This is a genomic window from Ralstonia sp. ASV6 (assembly GCF_016429285.1).
Lineage (GTDB): Bacteria > Pseudomonadota > Gammaproteobacteria > Burkholderiales > Burkholderiaceae > Ralstonia > Ralstonia flaminis.
On the sequence record NZ_JAELUI010000461.1, the window covers coordinates 1 to 396 of the forward strand.

Annotated in this window: 1 protein-coding gene; it reads right to left on the bottom strand. The window is 73.7% G+C overall.

Going from position 1 to position 396, the window contains the following annotated elements:
- Positions 1–89 precede the first annotated feature (89 nt).
- On the bottom strand, positions 90–245 hold the full coding sequence (locus JHD73_RS28265; protein WP_199033399.1) for a hypothetical protein: 156 nt from the start codon (positions 243–245) through the stop codon (positions 90–92).
- Between the last annotated feature and the right edge of the window lie 151 nt (positions 246–396).

Consider the following 396-nt stretch of genomic DNA (forward strand, 5'->3'; position numbering starts at 1 on the left):
CCCCCCCCCCCCCCCCCCCCCCCCCCCCCCCCCCCCCCCCCCCCCCCCCCCCCCCCCCCCCCCCCCCCCCGCTTTTCAAGCAGATGACGTCATACGAGATCAGGCGCCATGTCTCGTGGGCTCGGAGATGTGTATAAGAGACAGACGTAGCCGTTGGTGCGTGCATAGATGGGCGACTCCACAAAGCCCTGTAGCGTGCCGGTCAGTGATGGCACCGACAGCGTTGTGCCCGTCACGAACAGCATCCACGCGTGGCTGTGGGGGGGGGGGGGGGGTGGGGGGGGGGGGCGGGGAGTGGAGATGTCGGGGGGGGCGGGGGGGTGGGAACAAAGAGAGGTTTTGGAGGAGGGGGGGGGGGGCGGGGGGGGGGGGGGTGTGGGGGGGGGGGGGGGGGGT